This is a genomic window from Streptomyces sp. NPDC102259, from assembly GCF_044766465.1.
Taxonomy (GTDB): domain Bacteria; phylum Actinomycetota; class Actinomycetes; order Streptomycetales; family Streptomycetaceae; genus Streptomyces.
Genome location: NZ_JBIWMA010000005.1, coordinates 153,949 through 172,261 on the forward strand (window position 1 = coordinate 153,949; position 18,313 = coordinate 172,261).

Annotated in this window: 20 protein-coding genes and 6 tRNA genes; 10 read left to right on the forward strand and 16 right to left on the reverse strand. The window is 72.0% G+C overall.

The annotated features are described in order from the left end of the window. Positions 1-13: 13 nt before the first annotated feature. The 3 genes from ACIRPU_RS14850 to ACIRPU_RS14860 all read right to left on the reverse strand — a co-directional run bounded on the left by ACIRPU_RS14850 (position 14) and on the right by ACIRPU_RS14860 (position 2,878). Positions 14-1,303 (reverse strand): ABC transporter substrate-binding protein, encoded by a 1,290-nt coding sequence (locus ACIRPU_RS14850; protein ID WP_403866564.1) that lies wholly within the window; start codon positions 1,301-1,303, stop codon positions 14-16. Between the two features lie 963 nt (positions 1,304-2,266). Beyond that, positions 2,267-2,338, reverse strand: a tRNA-Val gene (locus ACIRPU_RS14855). A 78-nt stretch (positions 2,339-2,416) separates the two neighbouring features. Continuing rightward, positions 2,417-2,878, reverse strand: a complete 462-nt coding sequence (locus ACIRPU_RS14860) for a TIGR02611 family protein (RefSeq protein ID WP_403866567.1) — start codon at positions 2,876-2,878, stop codon at positions 2,417-2,419. A 191-nt stretch (positions 2,879-3,069) separates the two neighbouring features. On the opposite strand from ACIRPU_RS14860, the gene ACIRPU_RS14865 reads away from it, so the two are divergent. Continuing rightward, complete coding sequence (locus ACIRPU_RS14865) at positions 3,070-3,483, forward strand: SsgA family sporulation/cell division regulator (protein WP_004002642.1); 414 nt, start codon at positions 3,070-3,072, stop codon at positions 3,481-3,483. 274 nt (positions 3,484-3,757) lie between these two features. Continuing rightward, complete coding sequence (locus tag ACIRPU_RS14870) at positions 3,758-4,318, forward strand: CGNR zinc finger domain-containing protein (RefSeq protein WP_385562556.1); 561 nt, start codon at positions 3,758-3,760, stop codon at positions 4,316-4,318. A gap of 134 nt (positions 4,319-4,452) precedes the next feature. Here the strand turns inward: ACIRPU_RS14870 and ACIRPU_RS14875 are convergent, their stop codons facing one another. Next, complete coding sequence (locus ACIRPU_RS14875; RefSeq protein WP_199825075.1) at positions 4,453-4,605, reverse strand: hypothetical protein; 153 nt, start codon at positions 4,603-4,605, stop codon at positions 4,453-4,455. A 179-nt stretch (positions 4,606-4,784) separates the two neighbouring features. Next, the gene (locus tag ACIRPU_RS14880) at positions 4,785-5,231 is read right to left on the reverse strand and encodes a hypothetical protein (protein ID WP_403866571.1); all 447 of its coding nucleotides are present in this window, start codon (positions 5,229-5,231) and stop codon (positions 4,785-4,787) included. Positions 5,232-5,493: 262 nt separating this feature from the next. On the opposite strand from ACIRPU_RS14880, the gene ACIRPU_RS14885 reads away from it, so the two are divergent. Then, the gene (locus tag ACIRPU_RS14885; RefSeq protein WP_403866574.1) at positions 5,494-6,042 is read left to right on the forward strand and encodes a DsbA family protein; all 549 of its coding nucleotides are present in this window, start codon (positions 5,494-5,496) and stop codon (positions 6,040-6,042) included. Positions 6,043-6,064: 22 nt separating this feature from the next. Here the strand turns inward: ACIRPU_RS14885 and ACIRPU_RS14890 are convergent, their stop codons facing one another. The 3 genes from ACIRPU_RS14890 to ACIRPU_RS14900 form a co-directional block, all read right to left on the reverse strand. Continuing rightward, complete coding sequence (locus ACIRPU_RS14890; protein ID WP_403866577.1) at positions 6,065-6,889, reverse strand: GNAT family N-acetyltransferase; 825 nt, start codon at positions 6,887-6,889, stop codon at positions 6,065-6,067. Between the two features lie 74 nt (positions 6,890-6,963). Then, a complete protein-coding gene (locus ACIRPU_RS14895) occupies positions 6,964-7,785 on the reverse strand; it encodes an aminotransferase class IV (protein WP_403866580.1) in 822 nt (273 codons plus the stop codon). Next, positions 7,782-8,846, reverse strand: coding sequence for a chorismate-binding protein (locus ACIRPU_RS14900; RefSeq protein ID WP_403866583.1), 1,065 nt, complete (start codon positions 8,844-8,846; stop codon positions 7,782-7,784). Before ACIRPU_RS14900 ends, ACIRPU_RS14895 begins: the two co-directional genes overlap by 4 nt. A 189-nt stretch (positions 8,847-9,035) precedes the next feature. On the opposite strand from ACIRPU_RS14900, the gene ACIRPU_RS14905 reads away from it, so the two are divergent. The 5 genes from ACIRPU_RS14905 (at position 9,036) to ACIRPU_RS14925 (ending at position 9,497) form a co-directional block, all read left to right on the forward strand. Then, a tRNA-Gly gene (locus tag ACIRPU_RS14905) sits at positions 9,036-9,108 on the forward strand. A gap of 38 nt (positions 9,109-9,146) precedes the next feature. Beyond that, positions 9,147-9,220: transfer RNA gene (locus tag ACIRPU_RS14910), tRNA-Cys, on the forward strand. Between the two features lies 1 nt (position 9,221). Then, positions 9,222-9,293 (forward strand) — tRNA-Val (locus tag ACIRPU_RS14915). Between the two features lie 26 nt (positions 9,294-9,319). Further along, positions 9,320-9,391 (forward strand) — tRNA-Val (locus ACIRPU_RS14920). 34 nt (positions 9,392-9,425) lie between these two features. Then, positions 9,426-9,497: transfer RNA gene (locus ACIRPU_RS14925), tRNA-Val, on the forward strand. A 55-nt stretch (positions 9,498-9,552) separates the two neighbouring features. Here ACIRPU_RS14925 and ACIRPU_RS14930 read toward each other — a convergent pair. From ACIRPU_RS14930 to ACIRPU_RS14940, 3 genes are all read right to left on the reverse strand, one after another. Beyond that, complete coding sequence (locus tag ACIRPU_RS14930; protein WP_355710555.1) at positions 9,553-9,849, reverse strand: zf-TFIIB domain-containing protein; 297 nt, start codon at positions 9,847-9,849, stop codon at positions 9,553-9,555. Between the two features lie 81 nt (positions 9,850-9,930). Next, positions 9,931-10,866, reverse strand: coding sequence for a phosphotransferase enzyme family protein (locus ACIRPU_RS14935; protein WP_403866586.1), 936 nt, complete (start codon positions 10,864-10,866; stop codon positions 9,931-9,933). Positions 10,867-11,200: 334 nt separating this feature from the next. Next, positions 11,201-11,395, reverse strand: a complete 195-nt coding sequence (locus ACIRPU_RS14940; protein ID WP_351762250.1) for a hypothetical protein — start codon at positions 11,393-11,395, stop codon at positions 11,201-11,203. Between the two features lie 612 nt (positions 11,396-12,007). Between ACIRPU_RS14940 and ACIRPU_RS14945 the strand changes: the two genes are divergently transcribed. Beyond that, on the forward strand, positions 12,008-13,363 hold the full coding sequence (locus ACIRPU_RS14945) for a protein kinase (protein ID WP_403867204.1): 1,356 nt from the start codon (positions 12,008-12,010) through the stop codon (positions 13,361-13,363). A gap of 45 nt (positions 13,364-13,408) precedes the next feature. On the opposite strand, the gene ACIRPU_RS14950 is transcribed toward ACIRPU_RS14945, so the two are convergent. The 3 genes from ACIRPU_RS14950 to ACIRPU_RS14960 all read right to left on the reverse strand — a co-directional run bounded on the left by ACIRPU_RS14950 (position 13,409) and on the right by ACIRPU_RS14960 (position 15,252). Beyond that, entirely contained in the window at positions 13,409-14,161 is a 753-nt protein-coding gene (locus ACIRPU_RS14950) for an anti-sigma factor domain-containing protein (RefSeq protein ID WP_403866590.1), read from the reverse strand. Further along, a complete protein-coding gene (sigK, locus tag ACIRPU_RS14955) occupies positions 14,158-14,724 on the reverse strand; it encodes an ECF RNA polymerase sigma factor SigK (protein WP_384118593.1) in 567 nt (188 codons plus the stop codon). Before sigK ends, ACIRPU_RS14950 begins: the two co-directional genes overlap by 4 nt. An 87-nt stretch (positions 14,725-14,811) precedes the next feature. Then, positions 14,812-15,252: an ATP-binding protein gene (locus ACIRPU_RS14960; protein ID WP_403866593.1), complete on the reverse strand. Its 441-nt coding sequence runs from the start codon at positions 15,250-15,252 to the stop codon at positions 14,812-14,814. A gap of 374 nt (positions 15,253-15,626) precedes the next feature. Here ACIRPU_RS14960 and ACIRPU_RS14965 point away from each other — a divergent pair, with 374 nt between their 5' ends. Next, the gene (locus ACIRPU_RS14965) at positions 15,627-15,968 is read left to right on the forward strand and encodes a hypothetical protein (protein WP_403866596.1); all 342 of its coding nucleotides are present in this window, start codon (positions 15,627-15,629) and stop codon (positions 15,966-15,968) included. A 72-nt stretch (positions 15,969-16,040) separates the two neighbouring features. Here ACIRPU_RS14965 and ACIRPU_RS14970 read toward each other — a convergent pair whose 3' ends face one another. Beyond that, entirely contained in the window at positions 16,041-16,895 is an 855-nt protein-coding gene (locus tag ACIRPU_RS14970; protein WP_384118589.1) for a TrmH family RNA methyltransferase, read from the reverse strand. Positions 16,896-16,958: 63 nt separating this feature from the next. Next, on the reverse strand, positions 16,959-18,191 hold the full coding sequence (gene cobA, locus ACIRPU_RS14975; RefSeq protein ID WP_403866599.1) for a uroporphyrinogen-III C-methyltransferase: 1,233 nt from the start codon (positions 18,189-18,191) through the stop codon (positions 16,959-16,961). Positions 18,192-18,313 lie beyond the last annotated feature (122 nt).

The following is an 18,313-nucleotide window of genomic DNA, read 5'->3' on the forward strand; positions in this document are numbered from 1 at the left end:
GTGGTACGTCCCCTCAGCCCGCGAACGCGGCCTTGGCCTCGCTGAACAGCGCCTTCGCCGCGTCGGCGGGCTTGGTCTTGCCCTGGGCGACCTCACCGCCGATCCGCAGGAAGGCCGCCTCGATGACGTCCGCGCCGGACGGGTGCGGGGTGATCTTCCCGAGGACGCCGGCCTTGGCGACCTCGTCCTCGTAGGCCGAGACGCCCTTGTTGTTGGGGTCGGTCGGCTTGAAGGCGTCGTACTGCTCGGTGGTGGCGAGGATGCCTCGGTCGTAGCCCATGATCTTGCCGACCTCGGGGTCGTGGACCATGAAGTCGATGAACTGGGCCACTTCCTTCGGGTGCTTCGTCCCGGAGAAGGCGCTCAGCATCAGCGAACCGAGGTACTGGCCGGTGTCCTTGCCGTCCGTGGTGGGGATCGGCGCGAGCCCGTAGTCCGACTCGCCCTCGCCCTGGTAGCGGATGGAGAAGTTGTCCCAGGTGAACTCGGACGCGGCGAGGCCCGCCGAGAGTCCGGACTTCGGCTTGACCTGCTCGATCTTCTTCGGGTCGGCGACCAGCCCGGACTTCACGCGCTTGTAGCCGTCCGCCCACCACTGCGTCACATCGTCCTCGGTGAAGCCGAGATCGCTGTCGGTGAAGAAGGCCTTGCCGTTCTGACGCAGGTACAGGTCGTAGAGGTACATGATGTTGAAGTAGCCGGTGTCACCGGCGATCTTCAGCTTGTCCTGGATCGTCTGCAGCGCGGCGAAGTACTCGTCCCAGGTCCAGCCGAACTTCGGCTCGACGCCGGCCTTCTTGAAGGCCTTGAGGTCGACGACGAGCGACATGGTGTTGGCCCCGACGGGTATGCCGATCTGCTTGCCGTCGACCTGACCGTTCGCCAGAACCCCGTTGCGGAAGTTCTCCAGGCTCAGGTTCCCCGCGTCCGCCTGCGCCTTGAGATCCATCAGAACACCGCGCTTGTCGTACTTGCGCAGAAAGCCGACGGCATTCTGGAAAACGTCCGGCGGATTCCCGCCGGAGGCCTGGGTCTGGAACTTCTCCCAGAACGCCTCGTAGTCGGTGAATTCGGGCTTGATCTTGATCTTCGGGTACTTCTTCTCGAAGAGCGCGATCGTCTTCTTGATGGCGATGGTGCGCGGCTCGCCACCCCACCACGCGTAACGGATCGTGACCGTCCCGTCCGCCGACGCGCCGTCGTCTCCCCCGCACCCCGTGGTCGCGGCCAGGCCCAGTGTGGCCGCCGTCGCCCCCGCGGCCTTCAGGATCGTTCGCCTCTCAACATTCCTGCTGGTTCCCACAGTCGGGCCCTCCCCGCAGCGTCGTTGCCGCTTGCATGAATCGTTTCAAGAAAGCGCTTGCTGGCACAAGGTACGAGGGGGTTGAGAGAGCGTCAATGATTCGGACAGGAATTTCTTGTGCGCCCGCTCTCCGGTGAACCGCGTTCGCCTGGGTCACGTGGTCGCGTGACGGGGACGAACTTGCAGGTGGCGGGCGTCTGTTCGGTACCCCGAACCCCTGGCTGGCCATCGGAAGATCATGTCGAGGGGCTGAAATCCGCCTACGGGTAAGGGAGTCGACCGAGGAGTGTGAGCTTGCCGGGACGAGAGAGACGAGTGGCGACATGCGGCGACTCGGCCGCTCGGGAGATGCGGCGCGGGCCGGCGGAAGGAGCGGTCTTCCGGCCGGGGGGCGGCCCTCCGGCGGGGGGCGGTCCTCCGTCGAGGGGGGCGGCCCTCCGGCGGGAGGAGCGGGCGTGGTGAGCGGGCGTGTGATGGCACAGGAACACGAGGGCGGGTGCGCGTCGACAACGGGTGACCGAGGAGGCGGCATGGCCGGGCCCGACGGGCCGAGAGGCGGCACGGCCGGGCCCGACGGGCCGAGAGGCGACGCGGGCCGGGCCCGACGGACCGAGAGGCGACGCGGGCCGGGCTCGACGGACCGAGAGGCGACGCGGGCCGGGCTCGACGGACCGAATAGACGACGCGGGGGTCTCGACGGGCCCGGAGAGGGGGCACGGCCGGACTCCCCGAACCGAGGATGCGACGCGGCGGGACTCGACGGACGGGAGGGACGGCGCGGGCGGGAGAAGCGGCGCGGGCGGGCCCCACGGGCCGGAGAGGCGCGGCGCGGGCCGGAGAGGCGGCGCGGGCGGGCTCCACGGGCCCGGAGGTCTCCGTGGGCGCGGGCGTCGTTCTTGTGCCGACCGCCGTACCAACGACGTCGGCCCGTCTGCGTTCTCGCAGACGGGCCGACGTTCCGGGTGGGCGATACTGGGTTCGAACCAGTGACCTCTTCGGTGTGAACGAAGCGCTCTCCCACTGAGCTAATCGCCCGGACGCAGGAAGAACATTACCCCATGTCAGCGGGTGGCCCTGACCACGGCCGACCCGCCCCCGCGCCTCCGCGGCGGATCACTGGTCCTTGATCTTCCAGGGCATCTCGAAGCCGAACTTCCACAGGTAGACGCCCGTCAGGACGGCGATGATCACGAGGCCGATCGCGGTCAGGGTGATGTTGCGGCGGCGCACCTTCGGGTCGAGCGCGCGCTGGGCCGCCTCGGTGACCTTGCGCTTGGTCCAGCGGAGCACCAGCTGCGCCCAGACGAACTCGGTCGCCCAGATCGCCATGCCGCCGAAGATCACCACCCAGCCGGGACCGGGCAGCGGCAGCATGACGATGCCGGCGGCCACCACGGCGAGGCCGATCACGAAGACCCCGACCTGCCAGCTCAGGTGCAGCATGCGGCGCGCCTTGACGAATTCGGGCGCCCTGGAGCCGAGCCCCTGGTCCTGCTGCTCCTCCGACGCTCCGCCCGGCTTCGACCTCTCCGCCGCCATGACCGCCTCGCCCGACTCGTCACTCCCCGTGTTCATACAGCCTGACCCTACCCGAGAGAATCCGGTCACCGGAATGGTGGTACTGGGCGAACGCACTGTCGGCCGGAAGAGTTACGTAAAGGCACGCAAAACACTCAGAGGGGTTTACAACGGCACCGTAGGTGGCATGTCGATTTCGCCGACGTGCGAATCCCCGAGCGCACACTGAGCGAAAGGCCCTGGCGCTTATGAACACCACGGTCAGCTGCGAGCTGCACCTGCGCCTCGTTGTGTCGAGCGAGTCGTCCCTGCCTGTCCCCGCAGGCCTGCGGTACGACACGGCCGACCCCTACGCCGTGCACGCCACCTTCCACACCGGTGCTGAGGAGACCGTCGAGTGGGTGTTCGCCCGCGACCTGCTCGCCGAGGGCCTGCACCGGCCCACGGGCACCGGCGACGTCCGTGTCTGGCCGTCGCGCAGTCACGGTCAGGGCGTCGTCTGCATCGCCCTGAGCTCTCCCGAGGGCGAAGCCCTGCTCGAGGCCCCTGCGCGGGCCCTGGAGTCCTTCCTGAAGCGGACGGACGCCGCCGTGCCCCCTGGCACGGAACACCGGCACTTCGATCTCGATCAGGAGCTCTCGCACATCCTGGCGGAGAGCTAGGGCGAGGCTCACACCGAGCTGCCCGGCGCCGTCCACTCGGGGAGACGGCTCGGGCCAGGACAACCGAATAGGGCATGCGCCGACGCCGTGCCACGGGTTTCCCGTGGGACGGCGTCGGCGTGCGCGCGGCAGGCGCGGGCGGCACTCCCCCGGCCTCCCGGCGTCGGACGCCCGGGGATCCGGTCCACGAGTGGCCGTTGCCCGACCGCCCGGTGCGGCTACCATCGGCCAGCATCGGCGGGCGCTCGCCCGACCCCAGGCCAGGGAGCGAAATGTGCTGATCACCCACGACACCCGGTGTGCGCTCGATGCCGTGGTGGAACTGGTGAACACCGCACCGGAGGACGACACGACTCCGGACGCGCTGCCGGATGTCTCCGCACTCGCGGATTTCGTACGAAAGCACGAGATCAGTGACGTCGGCGTGCTGTCCGAGTTCGACCTGTCCGCGGTGCGCAAGATCCGTGGACGGTTCGCCGGGATCTTCGCGGCGTCGGACCCGCGGGCCGCCGCCGGACTGATCAACGAGCTGGTCGCCGCCGCGGGCACCACGCCACGCCTCACGGATCACGACGGCTACGACTGGCATGTGCACTACTTCGCGCCGGGCGCCTCGGTCGCCGACCATCTGGCGGCCGACTGCGGGATGGCACTGGCGTTCTTCGTGGTGGCCGGGGAGCAGGAGCGGCTTCGGCGCTGCGAGGCTCCGGACTGCCGACGTGCCTTCGTCGACCTCTCCCGCAACCGGTCCCGTCGGTACTGCGACAGCCGCACCTGCGGCAACCGTCTGCACGTGGCCGCCTACCGGGCGCGCCGCAAGGAGGCGGCGGGCTGAGGCCGGCTGCGCCGCGAGGAGTTCCCTCTCGGAGTTCCTTGCGGACCATGACGTCCGACGTCCCATGACGTCCCTTGACGTCCGTCGATGCCGACGCGGCCCCGGCGGGTGACGCCGGGGACCGCGGGTACGGCTCAGAGCAGCAGCAGGTCATGCAGCGAAGCCATGAGCAGCAGACACCCGATCACCGCCAGAAAGATCATCAGCGGTGGCTGGGAAAGGGCGAAGAGGCACCCGCGCGGCTCGTCCTGCTTCGGCGCGGCGTCGCTCTGTGTCGTGTCCAGCATCTCGCGGGCGATGATGACGCAGGTGACGCCCCTCGCGCGATCACGCGCCCGGATTGAGCGGGAGTATGCCGCATTGCGCGACGTCGCTGTCGGGCCGTGATCACTTCCGCGCACGGGCAGGCCGACTGTGTCGTTTCAATCGCCGGGCCACCCCATGGGCGCAGGTGAAGAGACCTGGTTCAGATGCCGTGCTTCTTCAGGATGGCTTCGATGTCGCTGAAGTCCTCGGAGCCGCCGGTCGCGCGGGGCGCGGCCGTGGGGCGGGGCGCCGGGCGGGAGGCCTGGCCCAGGGAGGGCGCGGAGGCCGCGGGGGCCACCGTCTCGGCCCGCGCGGCGCGGGCCGCCGCTCTGCGCTCCTTGCGGGTGCCGCCGCGGCGGCGCTCCACGACGCGGGTGGTGGCGAACAAGGCCCAGGCCCCGCCGAGCACGGCGAAGCCCGCCCACGCCGTCGGGCTGAAGGCGGTGTCGGCGACCCATTCGACGACGCCGGTCATCACGAGGCCCAGCGGCACCAGGGCGTAGGCGGCGATGCGGGCCGCCGCCAGGAAGCGCTTGCGGTAGGCGGTGACCACCGCGATGCCCAGGCCGGCCACGGCGGCGGCGGAACAGACGGTCTCGGCAATCATCCGGTCCTCCAGGCGTGGGGTCACTCGGGCAGAGATCACGTCGACTCGGCACCGCGGCCGACCGGCCCGCGCCTCGTCCCTTCCATCCTGCACCTGCGCACCGCTCGCGGGCCATGCTCCGGCCGGACATCAGGGACATCTCCGGGTCGGCTCCTCCGCAGGTGCCGCCCGCGGCGTCCCTCCGGCCCGGCCGGGAGCGCCGTGCCCGGGCGGCCGGTGGTCCGGATTGGGGCGCCGGGGTCCGGGCTGGAAGACTGGCTTCATGAACGACTCGCCCCCGACCTCCGCCGCCGCGCCCGGCACTGCGGCCGCCCGTCCCGCCGTCGTCCTCGACGTCTGGTGCGAGCTCCAGTGCCCGGACTGCCGCGGCGCTCTCGACGACCTGCGCGCCCTGCGCGAGCGGTACGGCGACCGGCTCGAGCTGCGGCTGCGGCACTTCCCGCTGGAGAAGCACCGGCACGCCTTCGCCGCCGCGCAGGCCGCCGAGGAGGCCTTCGAGCAGGGCCGGGGATGGCCGTACATCGAGGCCGTGCTGGGCCGGGTCGAGGAGCTGGCCCGGGCGGGAGAATCCTTCCTGGTCGAGGTCGCCGGTGAACTCGGGCTTGACGCCGAGGAGTTCGACACCGCCCTGATCGACGGACGGCACATCCTGATCGTGGACGCCGACCAGGCCGAGGGCAAGGCGATCGGCGTCACCGGCACCCCGACGTACGTCATCGGCGGCGAACGACTCGACGGCGGCAAGAGCCAGGAGGGGCTGCGCGAGCGCGTCGAGGTTATCGCCGACCGACTGCTGGCCGAGCAGGCGTGAGGCGGGCTCCGCGCGGGCCGGTTCAGAGCAGGTTCTTGTACATCGAGTAGTCCACGGGCAGATAGCCGAGCGACTCGTAGAGCCGCTCGGCCGGGGTGTTGCCGGCGAAGACGTTGAGGCCGAGAACGCGCTTGCCGGCCGCGATCGCCCCGGCCTCGGCCAGCAGCATCAGGGAACGTCCGTGGCCTCGGCCGCGGAAGGCCTCGTCGGTCTCGACGTCGTACACGAACGCCTTGTCGCCGATGATCGCGACCCAGAGCGTGCCGACCCGTGCGCCGTCCTGCTCCAGGACGCTGAACAGCATGTTCTCCGTCGCCCGGCCCTGCGGCAGCAGGCGTTCGTGGTCCCGCCGCGACCTGGCCCACGCCTCGTCCTCGGGCACCCCGCGATCCGCCCAGTCCTGGGCGTAGGCCGCGACGCCGTGTTCGAGCCAGGGCAGGTACTCGGCCTCCGTCATGGGCCTGCCCCGGCTGCCCTCGGGCAGTCGGGGAGCGGTGGCGCCCAGGGGCTTCTCCATGCCGCGATTGCGGTGGACGTAGCCGAGCGCCACCGCCAGCCGCAGGGCGGTGTCCGCGTCGGCGGGCACCCTGATCTCGATCCGCCTGCAGCCCCAGCCGCGGGCCACCTCCTCGGCGGCCAGCGCGGCCACCGTGCCCCGGCCGCGCCCGCGGTCCGGTTCCTCGATGCGCAGGTCGGCGATCTGGGCCACGCCGGCGCCGTAGGCCGTAGAGGTCGAGAGGTGGACCGCTCCGACGGGACGGCTGTTCACACAGACCTGATAGTGGCGCGAGAGCGCCCCGTCGGCGGTGCGCTGAAGCGGCTCGGTCGGCCGCAGGGTCGTGGTCATCAGGGCTTTTCTACCCACCGCGGCGCGCGCCGTCAGCCTGATTTCCCGGGTCCTTCCGGGCCCGGTCCGGGACTTTACGGGTCGAGGTCGTCGGCGGCGCGCTCGGCGAAGATCCGCATCGCCTTGGCGGTCACCGGCCCCGGCGTGCCCGGCAGTTCGCGCTCGTCGACGCGGTGAACGGCCTGGACGTCCCGCAGGGTGGAGGTGAGGAAGACCTCCTCGGCCCGTTCCAGCACGTCCAGCGGCAGGTCGGTCTCCTTGGCGCCGGTCCACTCGACGGTCAGCTCGCGTGTGATGCCCGCGAGGCAGCCGGAGGCGAGCGGCGGGGTGTGGATCTCGCCGTCCAGGACGACGAACACGTTGGACCCGGTGCCCTCGCAGAGCTGGCCGACCGTGTTGGCGAACAGCGCCTCGGTGGCACCGTGTTGGTGGGCGCGGGCCAGGGCGACGACGTTCTCGGCGTACGAGGTCGTCTTCAGGCCGGTGAGCGCGCCGCGTTCGTTGCGGGTCCAGGGGACCGTGACGACGGTCGTGGAGTCGGCGCGCCGGGTGGTCTCCCCGAGGGCGACGACGAGGGTGGGGCCGTGTTCGCCGCGGTCGGAGCCGAGGGGGCCATAACCGCCGGTGTAGGTGATGCGCAGCCGACCGAGCGGCATCGGGTCGGCCTCGAGGACGGCGGCGCAGGCGCGGCGGACCTCGTCGTGGTCGGGGTCCGGCAGGCCGAGACCGCGCGCGGAGCGGGTCAGCCGGTCGAGATGGCGGGTCAGCGCGAACGCCACGCCGTCGACCGCCTTCACCGTCTCGAAGATGCCGTCGCCCACGGTCAGTCCGTGGTCGAAGACGGAGACACGGGCGGAGTCGGCGTCCTGCAGCCCGCCGTCGAGCCAGATCTTCACGTCAGTACCTCTCCCTTGGCCTCGTACGTTCCCGACGCTATCGCGAGCAGTCGGGAGGCCTTCAGCTCGGTCTCCGCCCACTCGGCCTCGGGGTCCGAGCCCCAGGTGATGCCCGCGCCGGTGCCGAAGCGCAGCACGGCCGGACCCCCGGGGGCGCGATCGATGGCGCGATCGATCCAGAAGGTGCGGATGCCGACGGCCAGCTCGCCGGTCCCCCGGTCTGCGTCGACCCAGCCGATGCCGCCGCAGTAGGGGCCGCGCGGTGCCGTCTCCAGCGCGTCGATGATCCGCAGGGCGCTGGACTTGGGGGCGCCGGTGACCGAGCCGGGCGGGAAGGCGGCGTCGAGCAGCTCCGGCCAGCCGGCGCCGTCGCGCAGTTCGCCGCGGACCGTGGACACGAGGTGGACCAGACCTGGGTGCTTCTCGACGGCGCACAGGTCGGGGACGGTCACGCTGCCGGTGGCGCAGACCTGACCCAGGTCGTTGCGGACGAGGTCGACGATCATCACGTTCTCGGCGTAGTCCTTCTCCAGGAGGTCCGCCTCGGTGCGCCCGGTGCCCTTGATGGGCCCGGACTCGACGACCCGGCCGGCACGGCGCAGGAAGAGCTCGGGCGACGCGGTGGCCGTCTCTATGCCGTGCGCCGGGAGACGAATCGTTCCTGCGTACGGCGCGGGGTTGCCCCGGGCCAGCAGGGCGGTCAGTGCGTCCACGTCGGCGTCGGACGCGACCGGCGCGGTCAGGACTCGGCAGAGGTTGGCCTGGTACACCTGGCCGGCCGCGATGTGCTCCCGGATGCGGCGCACGCCCGCCGTGTACGCGGCGCGGTCGAGCGAGGACGTCCAGTCGCCCGCCGCGGGCCCGCGCCACGCACCGGGCACCGGAGCGGGCACCGGTTCCTCGCGTACGTCGGCGAAGCGCGCGCAGACCGGACGGCCCTCGAAGTCGACGCAGACGGCCCAGAAACCGGCGCCGTCGAGGGCCGCCGGATCGCTGGTCACGTCGAGGAGGCCGGTGGCTACACGGGTGCCGAAACGGGCGAGAGGAGGGAGGTCGAGCACGTGGTCGAGTGTATGGCGGGTCGCTCGAGTGGTGGTCCGGGCATGTCCCGCACGCCCCGGCCGGGGGCCCTGACCAGGTCCGCGAGCAGGCACAGCGCAGCACGCTGCACAAACGCGTTTTTGTGCTGGCCCGGGAATCCGCTAGAGTTCAACACGTCGCCGGGACGCGAGAGCCGACCGAACCGACAGGCGGACGTAGCTCAGTTGGTAGAGCGCAACCTTGCCAAGGTTGAGGTCGCGAGTTCGAGCCTCGTCGTCCGCTCGAAGGAATAAGGGGTCCTCCGGGTCCCCTGCACTCCTGGTGGAGTGGCCGAGAGGCGAGGCAACGGCCTGCAAAGCCGTCTACACGGGTTCAAATCCCGTCTCCACCTCCAAGGACGATTAGCTCAGCGGGAGAGCGCTTCCCTGACACGGAAGAGGTCACTGGTTCAATCCCAGTATCGTCCACTGGATCTGTTCGAAGATCCGAACCCGCGCGATTAGCTCAGCGGGAGAGCGCTTCCCTGACACGGAAGAGGTCACTGGTTCAATCCCAGTATCGCGCACGCAGTGCACACGGCCTTCGCGTCGTGATCCCGAGGACGATTAGCTCAGCGGGAGAGCGCTTCCCTGACACGGAAGAGGTCACTGGTTCAATCCCAGTATCGTCCACACACCGAGAGCCCCCGGCCGCCTTCGCGGTCGGGGGCTTCTTGTCTGCGTCGACTCAGCTGGAGAACAGCATGTGGCCGAAGCCCTTCTGACGGTGGTGACCGCCGTAGTGGCCCCCGTGGTGACCGCCGCCGTGCTGGGCTCCCCAGGCGGGAGCGGCCGGGGCGGCGGGGTACGCCTGCGGGGCGCCCGGGGGCGGCGGTGCCGGCTGGGACCACTGGGACTCGACGCGGGTGAGCGCCTCCAGCTCGCCGTAGTCGAGGAAGATCCCGCGGCAGTTGCTGCACTGTTCGATCTGGACGCCGTTGCGGTTGTACGTGTGCATCTGAGCGTGACACTTCGGGCACTGCATGGTTCGGCTCAACTCCTCGCCGGTCGGTGCTGTTTCGCGTACCGCCTGGACAGACACTGTCCGGCTGCGGTCGGTTGCACCTTACTTCGCGCGGCTCGCCGTCAACTGCGGGGGGACGGAACCCATTCGGGCACAGGCGTCGACCAGGCACTGCTCGACCTCGTCCAACGCCCGGCCCTCCGCGAGGGACTTCGTGACGGAGCGTGCCGCGGTCTGTACGGTGAGTGCGCGGGCGGGGACGTCGAGGGCGGTCCAGGGGTCCCCGTCCTCCGGGACGGCGGGGCCGCCCTCGGCACGGTAGGCGGCGAGGAAGCGGGCCCACTCCTCGGGCGGGAGCAGCCCGCAGGCGTACCAGGCGGCCGGGCGGGCGAGGTCCCAGGCAGGGACACCGACGCCGAGATCGTCGACGTCGATCAGGCGCCAGGGCCCGTCGGGCGCCGGATGGCGTACGAGCTGGCCGAGGTGGAGGTCGCCGTGGCAGAGGGTGGCGGTGTCGGGCATGGGGGCCTCGGCCCGGGCCCAGGCGGGAAGCGCGCGCCAGGCGCTCAGGACGGGGGCGACCGCGGGGTGCGGTCCGGCCGCGCGCAGGCGGGCCACGGCGTGGGCGGCCTTGGCGGGACCGCGCATCTGCGGGAGCGCGGGCGGCGCCGGGGTGCGGTGCAGACGGGCGAGCAGGGCGCCCGCGGCCTCCCAGGGGGCCAGGTCGGGATCGTCCGGGTCCACCGGAGTGCCGTACGGCCAGAAGGTCACGAGACGGCCGTGCAGGGCGGCCGGAGCCGGTGTGAGCGGCGGCAGGAGGAGGTCGGGGATGCGGGCCGCCAGGACGAGACGCGGGGTGAGCCCGGCCGGATCGGTGTCGGGGGCGTGCGCCTTCGCGACGGTGTCGGCATGCCGGACGACGGTGGCGTCGGGGCGGTCCGCGAGGGTGGCCTCGCCGCAGGGACAGGCCGGCGTGACCTCGTGCGCCTTGGCTCCGGCTCGGCGGGCGAGCTCGGTGAGCAGGGGGTGCGCGGTCACGGGGCTCCCTGGGCGGCGGCGTGCGGGTCTGCGGGTCTGCGGGTCTGCGGGTCTTCCCGTGAGGGTACGCAGGCGGGGCCACCGGAGTCGGCGGGGTCACGGGAGTCGCGGGGCCGGCGCAGTCGCGGGGGCCGGGGAACGCGTCGCGGGCCGGCGCAGTCGCGGGTCGGCGCAGTCGCGGGTCGGCGCAGTCGCGGGTCGGCGGGAAAAACAATGCAGGCGCAGCTCCCCAGCTGCGCCTGCATTTTTTGCCGTCCGCCGCACCCCCGTCCCCACGGGGTTTCATGGGTGGATGTCCCCGCCCGAACCGCTCTTTCGGGCCTGGGGTCGCCGCTCAGCGCCCCAGCATCACTCCCACGGACGACGCCTGTGTGGCCACTGTCTCCCAGCCGTCGAAGACGACGAGGAGCAGGACCGCCAGGGGAAGGGCCATCAGCGTCGCCACCAGGGGGTGGCGGCGGCCCGTGCGACGAGGACGCGTACCGCGTCCCTGTGTGCGGATCATCGTCCGCGGTGCCGTAAGGGCCATGGTCCCTCTCCTGACCTGATCAGTTGTCGTTGGCAGCGGCGGGTGTCTGACCTCGGGGGACGAGTGCTGCACCCGCCGCTTGACCTCAAATCTAGGCGTGGGGCGGCCGCCGGGCGTCATGCCCTCGTACCGATTGCCGGGCCTCCCGGAGGATGAGCCATGACCTGCGGAGTACTCCCCTGGGTGGAGAAAAGGTCCTAGGTCTCGGGGTCTTCCCGGAGGGGCTCTCCGGTCCCGGGCGGATTCCCGTACCGCCTCAGGACGTGGGCAGGACGCCCTGCCGTGACATCGCTCACTTCAGCCGCCCCCTGCCGCCCCGCCGCCACCCCTCGCCGGGCCGCCCGGCGGGCCGTCACCCCCCGGGTCCGCCTCCCGTCGCCGGTGTCGGCGCCGGTCCGCGCACGGTCACCTGCCAGGGGTTCAATCCGCCTTGCCCGAAAGGCGGTTGGGGTCGCCGGACGGCCAAAGCCTGCCTGTTCGCAGGGTTGCTGATCACCCTTCAAGTCCCTCACCAGGCACTGACAATCGATCGGTACGAGAGGGCGCGGCCTCTGCGCGCGAACGGCCGTGGAAACGTAAGCTGTGCCACGTCACACGGACCGGGCAGCGGGGATGAACATGGCGATGATGCGCCTGAGGCGCGAGGACCCGCGCGTCGTCGGCTCGTTCAGGCTTCACCGACGGCTCGGCGCGGGCGGGATGGGCGTCGTCTATCTGGGTTCCGACAAGAAGGGGCAGCGGGTCGCGCTGAAGGTGATCCGGCCCGATCTGGCGGAGGACCAGGAGTTCCGGTCGCGGTTCGCGCGCGAGGTCTCGGCCGCTCGCCGGATCCGGGGCGGCTGCACCGCGCGGCTGGTCGCGGCGGACCTGGACGCCGACCGGCCGTGGTTCGCCACCCAGTACGTGCCCGGGCCCTCCCTCCACGACAAGGTCAACGACGAGGGGCCGCTCGGGGCCGCCGAGCTGGCCTCGATCGGAGCCGCTCTGTCGGAGGGCCTCGTCGCCGTCCATGAGGCCGGGGTCGTGCACCGGGACCTGAAGCCCTCCAACATCCTGCTCTCCCCCAAGGGCCCGCGGATCATCGACTTCGGCATCGCCTGGGCGACGGGCGCGTCCACGCTGACGCATGTCGGCACGGCGGTCGGCTCCCCCGGCTTCCTCGCGCCGGAGCAGGTGCGCGGGGCGCTGGTCACCCCGGCCACCGACGTGTTCTCGCTCGGCGCCACGCTCGCCTACGCCTCGACGGCCGACTCTCCCTTCGGGCACGGCAGTTCCGAGGTGATGCTGTACCGCGTGGTGCACGAGGAGCCGCATCTGCACGGCGTACCGGACGCGCTGGCCCCGTTGGTGCGGGCCTGTCTGGCGAAGGACCCCGAGGAGCGGCCCAGCACCCTCGATCTCTCGCTGCGCCTGAAGGAGATCGCGACCCGGGAGGCCCAGGGTCTGGCGGACGCGCGTCCTCCGTCGCCCAGGGCGGCCGAGGCGGACCGGCCCACGGGGCGGCTCTCCGAACCCGGTTACCCGGAGCGCACGCTGCGCCAGCCGGCCGGGCCCGGTACGCCGCCGCGGAACGGGGCGCCCTCGCGCGGTGCGGTTCCTTCGCGGGGCGGAGCGCCGGCTCGCGGGGGCAACGCCGCACGGGGCGGCACCGCCTCGTCGTCGCGGTCGGGAGCCCGGCCGGCCCCCTCGCGCAACACCCGCCCCGGCAGCGGCAACCGGCCGGCATCCCGCGGCGGGGTCCGGCGCCCGGGGCCGAGAACCACGGGAACCGGGCGGCGGCCCGCCAATCCGCGGCTGCTGCGCCAGCGGCTGTTCGTGTTCGTCGTGGTGACCCTGCTGGTCGCGCTCGGCATCGCGGTCGTCCAGGGCTGCCAGGGTCCGGCGCGCGGGCTCGGCGGCGGCGACGGCGTCGTACGGCAGGAGCAGCAGCACCTGAGGCCGCAGCCGGGCGGTCCGCTCGGAGACTGACCGGGCCGGGGCCCGTGGGCGGCCGGGAAGCCGGGCCGGACCGCGTCAGGTGGCGATGGGGATGACGCCGAGGGGCTCGGTGGTGGGCTGCGGTGAGCCGCCGGCCGGTTCGACGGTGATCCCGACGGCGACGGCGCCGGCGGGCGAGCCCTTCAGGACGTGGGAGCCGTTCGGCGCGCTGCCGGTCACCAGGCCCGCCGAGCGGACGTCGCCCGCCTCGGCCGCGTACCAGAGCTCGTAGACCTTGCCCCCGGTCAGGGCGGGAAGGTCGTATGCGGCGAAGACCGCCCGCGCCTGGTCGCGGGAGACCACGACGGCGGCGGTGGTCCCGCCGGTCAGGTGGCCGGTGTGGACGGTGGCGTCGGGTGCGGTGAGGACCTCGGTGATCGCGGCGCCCGCGGTGCGGGCCTGCTGCTCGGCCCGCACCGCCCGGGTACGCGCGTCGTCCGCCTCGACGTGCTGCCGGACGGCGATTCCGCCGAGCACGGCAGCCGCCGCGACGCTCGCGGCGAGCGCGAGGCGCAGCACCCGGTGGCCGGGGGCCCGCGGGCGGTGCGGGACGCGGTCCTGGCGGGTGTGGGTGACGGCGTGCAGCGTGCGGGCGCGTGCCTGCGGAGTCACCGGCACGCTCGGTACCGAGGCGCCGAGCCGGGCGGTGGTCTCCAGGAGACCGACGGCCTCCCGCTGGCACTGTTCGCAGCCGGCGATATGGTTCTCGAACGCGGTTTCCTCGGCGGGCGGCAGGGCGTACAGCACGTATGCGCCGATGGCCAGGTGGCGATCCTCCTCAGGTGTCATGCGTCCGCCTCCAGACAGGCGCGCAGTCGCCGGAGCCCCGCGCGCATTCGGGACTTCACCGTTCCTTCGGGGGTGGAGAGGGCGTCGGCGACCTCGAGGTAGGTCAGGCCCTGGTAGTAGGCGAGCATCAGCGGCACTCGCTCCTGGCGGGCCAGCGCGGTGAGACAGCGGTGGAGCCGTCGATGTTCGTCATGGTCCTGGACGATCTCGGCCACTTCGTCGAAGGGGCGCTCCGGCGCGAGGATGCCCGTGCGCTGTTCGCGGTCCGCGCCGGCCTGCGCGGACCGTACCCGGTCCACCGCCCGGCGGTGGGCCACGGTGAGCACCCAGGCCTTCGCCGTTCCCCGCTCGGGGCTGTAGCGGTCCGCGGTGCGCCAGACCTCGATCATGACCTCCTGGGTCACCTCCTCGGCCTGAGCGACGTCCCGCAGGATCCGGCAGGCCAGTCCCATGACGCTGCCGGACAGCGCGTCGTAGACGCCGGTGAACGCGTCCTGGTCACCACCCGCCACCCGGGCCAGCAGGTCCTCCACTCGGGTGTCCGGATCGAAGCTGTGCGGCAAAGCCCTGCTCCCCTCGTGCCTCGTGCTGGGTTCGGACGGCCCGCCCGCGGCGTGTGCGGAGGGAGGGGACCTGCACCGGGAAGCTCCTCACCGCTCCGGGGACGGGCCGCGCGCGGATCTCAGGTCGAGCAGGACGTGTACGGTCTTGCCGCCGAGGGCGGGGACCAGCCTGATCTGTCCGCCCAGCCCGCGGATGACCCCCATGCCGAGGCCGCCGCGCTCGTCGGCCTCCGACCGGCTGCGGAGCTCGGGAAGCTCCTCGCTGTCGTCGGCGACGGCGATGTCCAGCCGGCCGTCGCGTACCGTCAGCGTGAGCGTGCAGGGACCGCAGGTGTGGCGGACCGCGTTGGTCACCAGTTCGGAGACGACGAGGACCGCGTCCGGCACGCGGTCGACCGGGTCGGTCGCCTTCAGCCATCTCTCACTGACCCGACGAGCCAGGGCCGGGGCCCGCCTGGAGTGCGGCAGGGCGACGGCGCAACACACCGTCGTGGGCGGTGTCGTCGGCGGTGACGTGGTCATGGACATGGGGGGCTCCCCTGGAACGACTCGTCGGGGACGGCTTTTGTTCGCAGGGGATTCGTAGCCGCACAGCACGCGGATGCCGCCGTGTTGTACACGAAAGCCGCAGGTTCTCACCCGGCCGGGCGAGCTCGCGGATCCACGGATCCCGCGTGGACGCCCGCCGGCCGGACGCCCCTGGCCTTTACTCTGCCGCTACATTTTTCCGCTTTGCCATCATCCGTCCGGCTTTCGGGTCCGAATCCCCCGCGTCCGGCACAGCAGGACGGGAACGGCGTTCCTCACGGATCCACCCCACGCCACCGGCACGGCGGGTGGCGCGAGAACGGCCCGGCCCCGTCGACGTGCTCTTCGCTGAACGTTCTAGGGAGATGTGTCCGATGACCGCTTTCCTGCGAGCCCGCCGCCTGGTGGCCGGAGCCGCCGCGACGGGCCTACTGGCCGGAGGGGCCGTGCTCGGCATGTCCGGCGCGGCGACCGCGGCCCCCGCTCCCACTTCCGCCCCGACCGTGGTGACCACCGACCACGACGGTAACTGCCACTGGGTGAAGGGCCACTGGGAGAAGAAGTGGGTGAAGGGCCACTGGGAGAAGAAGCGGGTCAACCACAGGACCTGGCACCACGGCCACTGGGAGGACCACTACACCTACAAGTGGGTCTATGTCCCCGGCCACTGGGACCACCAGTGGGTCAAGGGGCACTGGGAGTGCCACCACCGCTGACCGCGGCAACGCGCGGCATGAGGGCCGGACGCAATTCGTCCTCCGGCCCTCGTCGCGCGCGCCGTCCGGCTGTCAGGCGGGCCTCGGCCGGGTCGCGTAGAACGCGACGGCGGAGGCGGCCGCCACGTTGAGGGAGTCGACGCCCGCGGACATGGGGATGCGCACCCACTCGTCCGCCGCGCGCAGGGCGTACGTGGAGAGACCGTGCCCCTCCGAGCCCAGCATGATGGCGCTCTTCTCGAAGCGTTCCGGGTTCAGCTCGTCGAGGGGGGTCGCCTTCTCGTCCGGGGTCATGGCCAGGATGGCGTACCCGGCGTCGCGCACGACGTCGAGGCCGGCCGGCCAGGCGTCGAAGCGTGCGTAGGGGACGGAGAAGACGGCGCCCATCGACACCTTGATCGCCCGCCGGTAGAGGGGGTCCGCGCAGTCCGGCGACAGCAGGATCGCCTTGATGCCGAGCGCGGCGGCACTTCGGAAGGCCGCCCCGAGGTTCGCGTGATCGACGAATCCCTCGAAGATCGCGACGCGCTCGCCCGCGCCGTCCCGCCGATCACCGGTGACGACACCCCGGCGGGCGGACACGAGGAGTTCGGCGGCGTCCGGCATGGGCTTGCGCTGCATGGAGGCCAGCGCGCCGCGGTGGACGTGATAGCCGGTGACCCGTTCCGCGAGCTCCGGGCTGACGGCGTAGACCGGCGCCGGGAGTTCGTCGATGACGTCGCGCATGACGTCGACCCACTTGGCGGAGAGCAGCATGGAGCGCATCTCGTACCCGGCGTCCTTGGCCCGGCGGATGACCTTCTCGCCCTCGGCGATGAACAGGCCCTCGGCGGGCTCGCGCTTGCGGCGCAGCTCGACGTCGGTCAGGCCGGTGTAGTCGCGCAGGCGCGGGTCGTCGGGGTCCTCAACGGTGATGAGATCGGCCACAGGGTGATACTGCCTTGTCCTGGGTGTGCTGCCAACGGCTCGGAACGGTTGTGTTACCCGCGGTTACTCGGAGCTCCGCGAGCCGACGGCGACGACCGCGCCGACGATGATCACCGCCGGGGGCCTCACCTCCTGCGTGCGGACCGCCTCGGCGACCGTCGCGAGGGTCGCGTCCACACGACGCTGGGCGGCCGTCGTGCCCTCCTGGACGAGGGCGACCGGGGTGTCGGGCGACTTGCCGTGCGCGACGAGCGTCTCGGCGATCTTCCCGATCTTGTCGACGCCCATGAGGATCACCAGGGTGCCGGTGAGCTTCGCGAGGGAGGGCCAGTCGACCAGGGACCGCTCGTCGTCGGGGGCGACATGCCCGCTGACCACCGTGAACTCATGGGCGACGCCCCGGTGGGTGACCGGGATGCCGGCCGCGCCGGGCACCGAGATCGAGCTGGAGATGCCCGGCACGACCGTGCAGGCGATGCCGGCCTTTGCGAGGGCCTGGAGCTCCTCCATGCCGCGGCCGAAGACGTACGGGTCGCCGCCCTTGAGGCGGACGACCGACTTGCCCTGCTTGGCGTGCTCGATCAGCGCGTTGTTGATGGCCTCCTGGGCCATGAACCGGCCGTACGGGATCTTCGCCGCGTCGATCACCTCGACATGCGGCGGGAGTTCGGCGAGGAGGTCGCGCGGGCCGAGCCGGTCGGCGATGACGACGTCCGCCTCGGCGAGCAGGCGACGCCCGCGCACCGTGATCAGGTCCGGGTCGCCGGGACCGCCGCCGACCAGCGCGACCCCGGGGGTCCGGGTGCGGTGGTGGGGGGCCACGAGGGTGCCGTCGCGCAGCCCCTCGACGACCGCGTCACGGACGGCGGCGGTGTGGCGCGGGTCGCGGCCGCGGGCGTCGGTGGTGAGCACGGCGATCGTGACGCCCTCGCTGTGGCCGGTCGCCGGGGTCCAGGCGGTCGCGGCGTCGGCGTCGTCGGAGCGGACGCACCAGACGCGGTGCGCCTCGGCTTCGGCGGAGGCCCGGCCGTTCGCCTCGGAGTCGCTCGTGGCGATGAGGGCGTACCAGGCCTCGGCGAGATCGCCGGCGGCGTACGGGCGCTTCGACCAGGTGATCTCGCCCGCGTCCGCCATCGCTTCCACCGACGGCGTCGCCGCGGGGGAGACGAGGTGGATGTCGGCGCCTGCCGCGATCAACGCGGGAAGACGGCGCTGGGCGACCTGGCCGCCGCCGAGGACGACGACCCTGCGGCCGGCGAGACGGAGGCCTACGGGGTAGGCGGGGTGTTCGGCCATGAGGGTGCGGCTCCTCGTACGGGCAGAGAGCAGAGGGTGGGCGCTGCGGCTCTGGAGCGGCCCTGACGTGCGCATTTTAGAGGTGACTTCAGCATGCGGCGGGGCCGGGGGCAGCACAAGGG

Coding starts and splice junctions, on each gene's coding strand:
- cobA (WP_403866599.1), bottom strand. CDS start 18,191: ATGGCCGAACACCCCGCCTACCCCGTAGGCCTCCGTCTCGCCGGCCGC.
- ACIRPU_RS14860 (WP_403866567.1), bottom strand. CDS start 2,878: ATGAACACGGGGAGTGACGAGTCGGGCGAGGCGGTCATGGCGGCGGAG.
- ACIRPU_RS14875 (WP_199825075.1), bottom strand. CDS start 4,605: ATGCTGGACACGACACAGAGCGACGCCGCGCCGAAGCAGGACGAGCCG.
- ACIRPU_RS14885 (WP_403866574.1), top strand. CDS start 5,494: ATGAACGACTCGCCCCCGACCTCCGCCGCCGCGCCCGGCACTGCGGCC.
- ACIRPU_RS14940 (WP_351762250.1), bottom strand. CDS start 11,395: ATGGCCCTTACGGCACCGCGGACGATGATCCGCACACAGGGACGCGGT.
- ACIRPU_RS14960 (WP_403866593.1), bottom strand. CDS start 15,252: ATGTCCATGACCACGTCACCGCCGACGACACCGCCCACGACGGTGTGT.
- ACIRPU_RS14865 (WP_004002642.1), top strand. CDS start 3,070: ATGAACACCACGGTCAGCTGCGAGCTGCACCTGCGCCTCGTTGTGTCG.
- ACIRPU_RS14880 (WP_403866571.1), bottom strand. CDS start 5,231: ATGATTGCCGAGACCGTCTGTTCCGCCGCCGCCGTGGCCGGCCTGGGC.
- ACIRPU_RS14890 (WP_403866577.1), bottom strand. CDS start 6,889: ATGACCACGACCCTGCGGCCGACCGAGCCGCTTCAGCGCACCGCCGAC.
- ACIRPU_RS14930 (WP_355710555.1), bottom strand. CDS start 9,849: ATGCAGTGCCCGAAGTGTCACGCTCAGATGCACACGTACAACCGCAAC.
- ACIRPU_RS14945 (WP_403867204.1), top strand. CDS start 12,008: ATGAACATGGCGATGATGCGCCTGAGGCGCGAGGACCCGCGCGTCGTC.
- ACIRPU_RS14950 (WP_403866590.1), bottom strand. CDS start 14,161: ATGACACCTGAGGAGGATCGCCACCTGGCCATCGGCGCATACGTGCTG.
- ACIRPU_RS14965 (WP_403866596.1), top strand. CDS start 15,627: ATGACCGCTTTCCTGCGAGCCCGCCGCCTGGTGGCCGGAGCCGCCGCG.